Source organism: Methylobacterium sp. WL64 (assembly GCF_008039945.1).
GTDB lineage: Bacteria > Pseudomonadota > Alphaproteobacteria > Rhizobiales > Beijerinckiaceae > Methylobacterium.
The window spans coordinates 43,542-50,357 of record NZ_VRVA01000032.1 but is presented as its reverse complement, the minus strand read 5'-3'; the positions used below and the strand labels follow the sequence as shown (position 1 = coordinate 50,357).

Genomic DNA, 6,816 nt, shown 5'->3' with positions numbered 1-6,816 from the left:
CCCTCGGTCGTGGCCCCCCCCCCGGCCCCCCCCCCCCCCCCCGGCGCCCCCCCCCCCGGCGGGGGGGGGGGGGGGGGGGGGGGGGGGGGGGGGCACGACCGAGGGGAGGGCGCCGGAGATCCGGACCGCGACCGGACGGACGGGAACCACCGGCGGCGCCAGGGCTCCGGTCTCCAGGGGCGCGACCTGGTGGCAGCCGCAATGGAGGTGCTCGGTCACGCCGGGATCGACGCTGGTGCCGGCCTCCGCGAGCGATGGCCCGTCGACGCGGTCGTGATGGCCGCCGGCATGGAACGCCAGGTCCGCCGCGAGGCCGACGCCCGGTCCGGCCAGGCAGAGGGTCAAGACGAGCGCGAGCATGCGGGCGGCGATCGCCCACCAGCCGCGCCCCGAGCGCCCGTGCCGAATCCGAGACTTCATCGGGGCCGTTATGGGCGATCCGGCCCCGGGCGCACAAGGGCCGGCGCGATCGAGGTACTGTTCGGCCGTCCCGCGCCCCGAAGGAGCGGGGCGAGGCGGCTCACGCCGACAGCCGCAGGATCCAGTCGTAGAAGTCGGCCCAGCCCTGGCGCGCCGGGAGCGGGGCGGGCGGCGCGCCGGCTTGGATCTGGGCGCGGGTCTGGGCGCGGACGTCCCGGGGGGCGCAACCGAACGCGTCTCGGAAGGCCTGCGTGAAATGCGCGGGGTTCTCGAAATGCCACCGGTAGGCGACCTCCGAGATCCGCGCGAAGCGGCCGTCCCCGGGGCGGGCGAGGTCCCTGTAGGCGCGGTCGAGCCGGCGCTGGCGGATGTAGCCGGCCACGCCGCCCATCGGGGCGAACAGGCGGTAGAGCGTGCTGCGCGAGACGCCGAACCGCCCGCAGAGCGCCTCGGCGGTCAGGCCCGGGTTGGCCAACTCGGCCTCGATCACCCGCCGGATGACGAGGAGGATCGGTGCGCGCTCCGGCGCCCGGTCGGTCCGCTCGCCTCCGGACAGGCGCGGCACGGCAGCGCCGAGCAGCGTCGCGGTCGCTTCCGCGGCCGCCCGGGCCTCGCGTTCCGAGAACCCGTCGGCATGGGCGCTGAGCGAACGGAGATGGTCTGCGAGCAACTCGCCGAACGGCGTCGTGCCGTGCAGGACCGTCCCGTGCAGCGTGTCGAGATCGACCGCCCCCGCGCCGAACAGCGGCCGCGGCAGGACCAGCGTCAGGGCGCGGTAATCCGTGGAGCGGGCCGCCAGGGGCCGGGACAGGTCGAACAGGCAGATATCGCCGGGCCCGCAATCGTATTCGCTGCCGTCGATCTCGATCCGGGAGCGGCCGGAGACGCGGACATGCGCCAGGATGTGATCGACGCCCATCCGGGCGACCAGGGCGCGCGAGCGCTCGAACCGCAAACCGGAGGCCCCCGCCCGGCACAGGATGGCGTTGCCCAGATGCCGGACCTGCGACTGCCCGCGGAAGTCGGCGACATCCTCCGGCCGGATGGCGAACTCCCAGAACGGCGCCACGGCCTCACGCCAGGCCGCGGCTTGAAGCAGACCAGGCCCGTCCCCGCCCATCTCCAGGACTGATTTCGACCGCATCGCCCGAGTCGTGCATCCCGACATGCGCGTGCGCAGCCGGCCACGTGCTGATGTCACGTGCTGGTTTGCAGATGAAAGGTCAAGCTTCCACGATTGGGATACCGGATTTATGCAGCGATACCAGGACGTAGAATATAATCCTCAAGAACGCCGGCATCTAAGGGATCGAACCTCAGTCCATCGCGCAAGACAAGCGAGCCTTCGTGTCACGGATTCCGAATTCGGGCCGATCTCTATCGGGAGCCGACGGGCGCTCGCTCGCTTCCGCAGGCGGATGGTCTCGCGGCGTGTCACGCTAGGCGCGCTCCGCTCCTCCGGGGCCGGCGCACGAAAAACCCCGCGGACCCGGTCGGGTTGCGGGGTTGAAGGCGGCACGGTCGTCGGAGCACGGGGCCCCGGGATCGACCGATTACACGGCGCTCAGGGTCGAGGCCGGGTCACTTTCCGCTGGGCGCCGCACCGCTGCCCGTGGCCCCGTTCCCGGTGCTGTTGCTGCCGGCCGGCGAGCCGGAGGTCGAGGTGTTGCCGTTGGGCGTGCTCTGGGCGGCCGCCATCCCGGCGCTGCCCGCGACGAGGGCGAGGGCGAGAAGCGTGGACTGAAGGGTACGGCTGGTCATGAAACGCTCACATCCCGAAGGACCGGCCGGGGCCGGCATGACCTGGACAACGGTGACGGCGCCGGGGCTGTTCCAGGCCCCCGCCCCCCGCCGGAGGGCACGGACCCGCAGCGCGGCGGCTCTGACGGGCTTGCGGAGCGGGCAGCCGTTCTGCGCAGCACGGAATCCCGCCGAGGCCGGGTAGACTGCCCGGCGCGCCCGCATGATCGAGCCGAGTGGTCGGAGCGCCGCCAGCCCGTGCCACGGGCTGAAGACGGGGCCGTCCGTCGTCCAGGCCCGAAAACCCCGTTCCGTGCCGTCCTGGCCATGTTCAACGACAAACGCCCCGGGCGCGGAAGCACCCGAGGCGTTTGCTGGCACAATGTCCGCCCGGCCTGATCGGCCGGGCGGCGTTGGTCCTAGTACGAGCCGAACTTGTAGTTCAGGCCGGCGCGGACGACGGCGAACTCGTCGTCGCGGCGGCCGATGGCGCTGTAGAAGGCCGGGACGTTGTTGGCGGCGTTGATCACGAACGCACCCTGGTTGCGGGTGTTGCGGTCGAGGTTGACGTACAGGCCTTCGACCTTGAGCGTCACGGCCGACGAACGGAAGAAGTTCAGGAAAGAGTCGACCGGGAGGGCGTATTCCATGCCGCCGCCGACGGTCCAGCCGGTGCGGAAGCTGTCGTTGCCGGCGAAGCCGCCGAACGAACGGTCAGCGCTGCCCGAGCCGTAGGCGAAGCCGCCGGTGCCGTACACCAGGACCCGGTCGAAGGCGTAGCCGAGACGGCCGCGCACGGTGCCGAAGAAGTCGAGGCTCGACAGGCCGCGCGGGTCGGTCACGTAGAAGCCCGGACGCAGCCCGCCACCGGTCACGAAGGCGTTGTTCCGGCCACGGCCGAAATCGAGGTACTGGGCGTCGGCCTCGACGCCGATGACCACGCCCGAACCCGGGGTGAACTGGTAGTTGTAGCCGACCTGGCCACCGCCGGAGAAGCCTTCCTGGTTCCGCTGGCTGAAGTTCGCCGTGGCGACGCCGGTGGCGAACGCGGCCGGGATGCCGAAGCTGGAGGTGCTGTTGCTGCTGGCGTCGAAGGCGTAGCCGGCGTTGATACCGAAGTAGGCGCCGGTCCAGGTGAACACGGGCACCGGGGTGAAGATCGGCGGCGGGGCCGCGCGGCGCGGCAGGTCGGCGGCCGAGGCGGCGGCGGTCAGGGCAGTAAAGGCGGCCAACGAGGCCAGAAGCGTCTTCATAACTGGTCTTTCCCCAGCGAATGTTCCTATCGAGCGGGAAATTACCCGGTTTTCCACACTCAAGCTGTATCGCCACGGCCACAGGTGCCGCGGAAGGGAATTTTGGCGCCATCGGGCCGCCGACCTGAACCATCCTGCCACCGGCCCGTTGGCGCCGGACGCTCTCGGGAACGACGGTGCGTCGCCCCACGCGGAGGCCCCATGACGAAGCTGTTCATCGCTCAGATTCGCGACGCGGACGGAGACAAGCCCCTCGTGACGGTGCGGGCGGAGGCCGAGGGCGAGGCGCGCCTGTTCCTGGCGGCGGCCTACCCGGAAGCGGAGATCGCCGGCCTCACCGAGCCCAGCGACTGGACCAGCGACGCCGATACCGGGTCCCGGGCCGGCGACATCCGCGAGCATCCCGGCACCGCCTGGCAGACGCCCTCCAGCCTGGCGGATTGACTCGCATTCGAGTGATTCCTTTCACCGGCCGTCAGCCCGCCTCAGTGAGGCTGGCGCGGTGATGTCCGGTGATCCCACGCCCCGGCTGCTCGCGGCCGCTTCCGCCCTCACGGGCGCCGCCTCCCTGATGGTCCGGTCGGAACCGTCCTGGACGGGCGTGCTGGTCGGCCTGTCGTGCCTGGCGCTCTGGGCCGCCGGCACCCTGGCGTCGAGACCCGGCAAGCCGCTCGCCCTGACCAAGCCCGCCCGACCGGTGGTATTGGAGGCGGTGATCGTCGAGCGGCCCCGGCCGCCGCTGCTGCTGCCGCCGCCCCCTCGGGTGGCGGATGGGCATGCGGCGGATGTTGGGCAGGTGCCGACGCATCGCCGAACCCGCGGCTAGCGTTGGCCCCGCTCCGCGCGGCGCCATCAACGCGAGCTTCTGCCGCAGCACCAAGGCTCGAGGATCCGCGTTGCCCGCAGCCAACACGGAGACAGGCATGGCCGACACCGCTGACGTGACCACCTACACCATCAAGCAGGCCCTGGCCGCCCAGGTCGGGGACCATATCGAAATCGCGGTCGAGGCCGAGGACGGCACCAAGCTGAAGCTGAAGGCCACCGCCGACCAGCTCGACGCCCTGGTGGGCGACCTGGAGACCATCCTGGACGCGGACGATTCGGACGGCGAATCCGCCTGACCTCACATGCGGGGCCGCCGGCCTTTCGGCGGCCCTCCCGGCGATCCGGGCCTATCGCTTCGCTTCGAGGGCCGGCGCCTCGATCAGCGGGATCAACGGCTTCAGGTCGATGACCGGTCCGCCGATGTCGAAGTAGTCGTTCTCGCAGGCCAGTTCCTCGTCCTCGTCCCGCCGCCCGGACGGCAGGATGGACGACAGCATTCCGAGGCACAAAGCACCGGCGATGAGGGCAACAAGGATCGCGACGCTCATGGCGGAACACTCGGACGAAGCGGACGCGTAGAATCAGGCACCCTCGAGATTAAGACGAAGTTCCTTTGCCGTGCAATGCGAAAGACGAGCCGGTCACGATTGGGCCGGGACCTTGTCCTGCTGGTGCTCGACTTCGTCGCGCACGCCGTGACCCGCCATCAGGATCTCGGTCATGAACGCCCCGATCGCAGCGACCGTGCAGACCAGTGCCGCACCGAAGCAGGCGAACAGGATCGAGGCGGTCGCCGCATCGCGCATCGCTCCGACGAACAGCGTCAGCACCGCCATCCCGATCAGGCAAGCGCCGAGCGAGGCGAGGACCACGGCGACATCGAGCACGAAGGAGCGCCGCCGCAGGAAGGTCAGCCTGCGGGACAGGCGCGCGGCCTCCATGTCGGTCGCCTTGGCGATCTGTCCCGAGAGGGCATCGACCTTGTCGGAGATTCGGCCGAGACGGGCGGAGAACACGTTCAGCAGGGTTGCGAGCGCCGACAGGAGGAAAGCCGGCGCCAGGGCGACCTGGATGATGTGGGCGATGCTGTCGGGCTCGGTGGAGCTCAAGGAGAAGCCGAACATGGGCGCGCTACGCTCGCGGACGTGGCGCAACCGCCCGGTCTCTGGCGCCGCCCCGCGCGACGGCGGATGATCTCGGGTTCAGCATGCCGGAGCGTCACCACAGGATGGCGTCCGAGCGCAACCCGCGGACCACGCCGCGGGGCCGGGGCATGCCCGCGCCACGCAGACTGTTCGCGGGATGGCGGTTATTCGCCGAGGGTTTACAGCCCCCGCACAGGCGGCAGGGGGCGTTAATTAATCTTAACACCCATCAATAGTCCCGGACGGGCTTGCGAGGCGCCGGCCACTCCGATCTAAGTGAGCACGAAGCTTCCTGGTTGGTCCTGGGAATGTTCTCGAGCAAACTAAAGCCCCGTCTGCCTCGTGCGGCGGGGTTTTTTGCTGCCGGAAACGTCGAGATACAAATCTTCGGGCTCAAGTGGCATTCTTGGGCGCGGGATGTGCTCAATCGCACGGACCCAACCACCGGTCCGGGACCCTGGAGGCGCTGTTGCAGCGCTGCACTATCGCGTTTCCCCGACCTGCCGTCTCTGTTGCCGGGCACACATCCCGCCGAACGGGAGACAGAGGACCCGATGATCAAGAAGCTTCTTCTCGCGAGCGCCGCCACGGCCCTCCTGACCGGCGCCGCCTCGGCCGCCGACCTGCCGCGCCGCGCCGCCCCGCCGCCGATCTTCACCCCGGTGCCCGTGTTCACCTGGACCGGCGCTTACTTCGGTATCAACGCCGGCTACGCCTTCGACGCCAGCAGCCGCTCCAACAATTCGGTCTTCGGCATCCCGGCCCCCTACGCCGCCGTCGGCACCACCGCCACCTTCCGCGACCGCAGCCAGGACGGCTTCTCGGGCGGCGCCCAGGTCGGCTACAACTATCAGTTCACCCCGGGCTCGGGCGTGGTCGTCGGCATCGAGGCCGACGCCCAGTACCTCGATTTCGGCCGCAACCGGAACAACGCCTTCATCAGCGGCGCCGTCGCCCCGGGCCTCTACGTCACCGACCCGCGCGGCCTGTCGAGCCTCGACTATTTCGGCACCGTGCGCGGCCGCCTCGGCTACGCCTTCGACCGTACCCTCGTGTACGGCACCGGCGGCTTCGCCTACGGCTCGGGCAGCGCTGACCGCTCGTTCGGCGGCTACGCCGGCAACGACAGCTTCCGCACCGGCTACGCCGTCGGCGGCGGCATCGAGTACGCGCTCCCCACAGACTCGTTCCTGAACTTCTTCCGTTCGAGCGCCGTGACGCTCAAGGTCGAAGGCCTGTACGTCAACCTTGATCGCGGCAACAGCAACCAGGGTGCCCTAGTGGTCAACGCCGCCAACCTCGTCCCGGCCTACTACAGCCCGATCGGTCGTCGCGACGACGAGTTCGCCGTCGTCCGCGCCGGCCTGAACTACAAGTTCGGCTCGTACTGAGCAGCGCCGCCGAAACCCCTTGACCTAAGCATCCCCAGC

10 protein-coding genes and 1 pseudogene are annotated in these 6,816 nt (G+C 70.2%); 4 read left to right on the top strand and 7 right to left on the bottom strand.

Annotated features, from left to right (window positions below):
* From FV242_RS35505 to FV242_RS15630, 5 genes and pseudogenes are all read right to left on the bottom strand, one after another.
* On the bottom strand, positions 1 to 420 hold a 420-nt coding region (locus tag FV242_RS35505), incomplete at its 3' end, for a hypothetical protein (protein WP_246692722.1).
* 100 nt (positions 421 to 520) lie between these two features.
* Positions 521 to 1,564 carry a helix-turn-helix domain-containing protein gene (locus FV242_RS15645; protein WP_147939543.1) on the bottom strand — a complete coding sequence of 348 codons (1,044 nt, stop codon included), beginning with the start codon at positions 1,562 to 1,564 and terminating at the stop codon, positions 521 to 523.
* A gap of 437 nt (positions 1,565 to 2,001) precedes the next feature.
* Positions 2,002 to 2,181, bottom strand: coding sequence for a hypothetical protein (locus tag FV242_RS15640; protein WP_147910778.1), 180 nt, complete (start codon positions 2,179 to 2,181; stop codon positions 2,002 to 2,004).
* A 126-nt stretch (positions 2,182 to 2,307) separates the two neighbouring features.
* A pseudogene (locus tag FV242_RS35500) lies at positions 2,308 to 2,445 on the bottom strand (catalase); the annotation flags it as partial.
* 134 nt (positions 2,446 to 2,579) lie between these two features.
* Positions 2,580 to 3,413 carry an outer membrane protein gene (locus FV242_RS15630; protein WP_147910775.1) on the bottom strand — a complete coding sequence of 278 codons (834 nt, stop codon included), beginning with the start codon at positions 3,411 to 3,413 and terminating at the stop codon, positions 2,580 to 2,582.
* Between the two features lie 201 nt (positions 3,414 to 3,614).
* Here FV242_RS15630 and FV242_RS15625 point away from each other — a divergent pair, with 201 nt between their 5' ends.
* The 3 genes from FV242_RS15625 (at position 3,615) to FV242_RS15615 (ending at position 4,537) form a co-directional block, all read left to right on the top strand.
* Positions 3,615 to 3,857 (top strand): hypothetical protein, encoded by a 243-nt coding sequence (locus FV242_RS15625; RefSeq protein WP_147856356.1) that lies wholly within the window; start codon positions 3,615 to 3,617, stop codon positions 3,855 to 3,857.
* Between the two features lie 61 nt (positions 3,858 to 3,918).
* Positions 3,919 to 4,239, top strand: a complete 321-nt coding sequence (locus FV242_RS15620; protein ID WP_187278435.1) for an energy transducer TonB — start codon at positions 3,919 to 3,921, stop codon at positions 4,237 to 4,239.
* Between the two features lie 97 nt (positions 4,240 to 4,336).
* Positions 4,337 to 4,537, top strand: coding sequence for a hypothetical protein (locus tag FV242_RS15615; RefSeq protein WP_147856358.1), 201 nt, complete (start codon positions 4,337 to 4,339; stop codon positions 4,535 to 4,537).
* A 51-nt stretch (positions 4,538 to 4,588) separates the two neighbouring features.
* On the opposite strand, the gene FV242_RS15610 is transcribed toward FV242_RS15615, so the two are convergent.
* Entirely contained in the window at positions 4,589 to 4,789 is a 201-nt protein-coding gene (locus FV242_RS15610; protein WP_147910776.1) for a hypothetical protein, read from the bottom strand.
* 93 nt (positions 4,790 to 4,882) lie between these two features.
* Positions 4,883 to 5,365 (bottom strand): DUF2721 domain-containing protein, encoded by a 483-nt coding sequence (locus tag FV242_RS15605; protein ID WP_147910777.1) that lies wholly within the window; start codon positions 5,363 to 5,365, stop codon positions 4,883 to 4,885.
* A gap of 575 nt (positions 5,366 to 5,940) precedes the next feature.
* Between FV242_RS15605 and FV242_RS15600 the strand changes: the two genes are divergently transcribed.
* Positions 5,941 to 6,777 carry an outer membrane protein gene (locus FV242_RS15600; RefSeq protein WP_147939542.1) on the top strand — a complete coding sequence of 279 codons (837 nt, stop codon included), beginning with the start codon at positions 5,941 to 5,943 and terminating at the stop codon, positions 6,775 to 6,777.
* Positions 6,778 to 6,816 lie beyond the last annotated feature (39 nt).

Excerpts from the sequence above, each read along its gene's own strand:
- FV242_RS15620 (WP_187278435.1), top strand. The coding sequence starts at position 3,919 with ATGTCCGGTGATCCCACGCCCCGGCTGCTCGCGGCCGCTTCCGCCCTC.
- FV242_RS15640 (WP_147910778.1), bottom strand. The coding sequence starts at position 2,181 with ATGACCAGCCGTACCCTTCAGTCCACGCTTCTCGCCCTCGCCCTCGTC.
- FV242_RS15630 (WP_147910775.1), bottom strand. The coding sequence starts at position 3,413 with ATGAAGACGCTTCTGGCCTCGTTGGCCGCCTTTACTGCCCTGACCGCC.
- FV242_RS15610 (WP_147910776.1), bottom strand. The coding sequence starts at position 4,789 with ATGAGCGTCGCGATCCTTGTTGCCCTCATCGCCGGTGCTTTGTGCCTC.
- FV242_RS15645 (WP_147939543.1), bottom strand. The coding sequence starts at position 1,564 with ATGCGGTCGAAATCAGTCCTGGAGATGGGCGGGGACGGGCCTGGTCTG.
- FV242_RS15600 (WP_147939542.1), top strand. The coding sequence starts at position 5,941 with ATGATCAAGAAGCTTCTTCTCGCGAGCGCCGCCACGGCCCTCCTGACC.
- FV242_RS15605 (WP_147910777.1), bottom strand. The coding sequence starts at position 5,365 with ATGTTCGGCTTCTCCTTGAGCTCCACCGAGCCCGACAGCATCGCCCAC.
- FV242_RS15615 (WP_147856358.1), top strand. The coding sequence starts at position 4,337 with ATGGCCGACACCGCTGACGTGACCACCTACACCATCAAGCAGGCCCTG.
- FV242_RS15625 (WP_147856356.1), top strand. The coding sequence starts at position 3,615 with ATGACGAAGCTGTTCATCGCTCAGATTCGCGACGCGGACGGAGACAAG.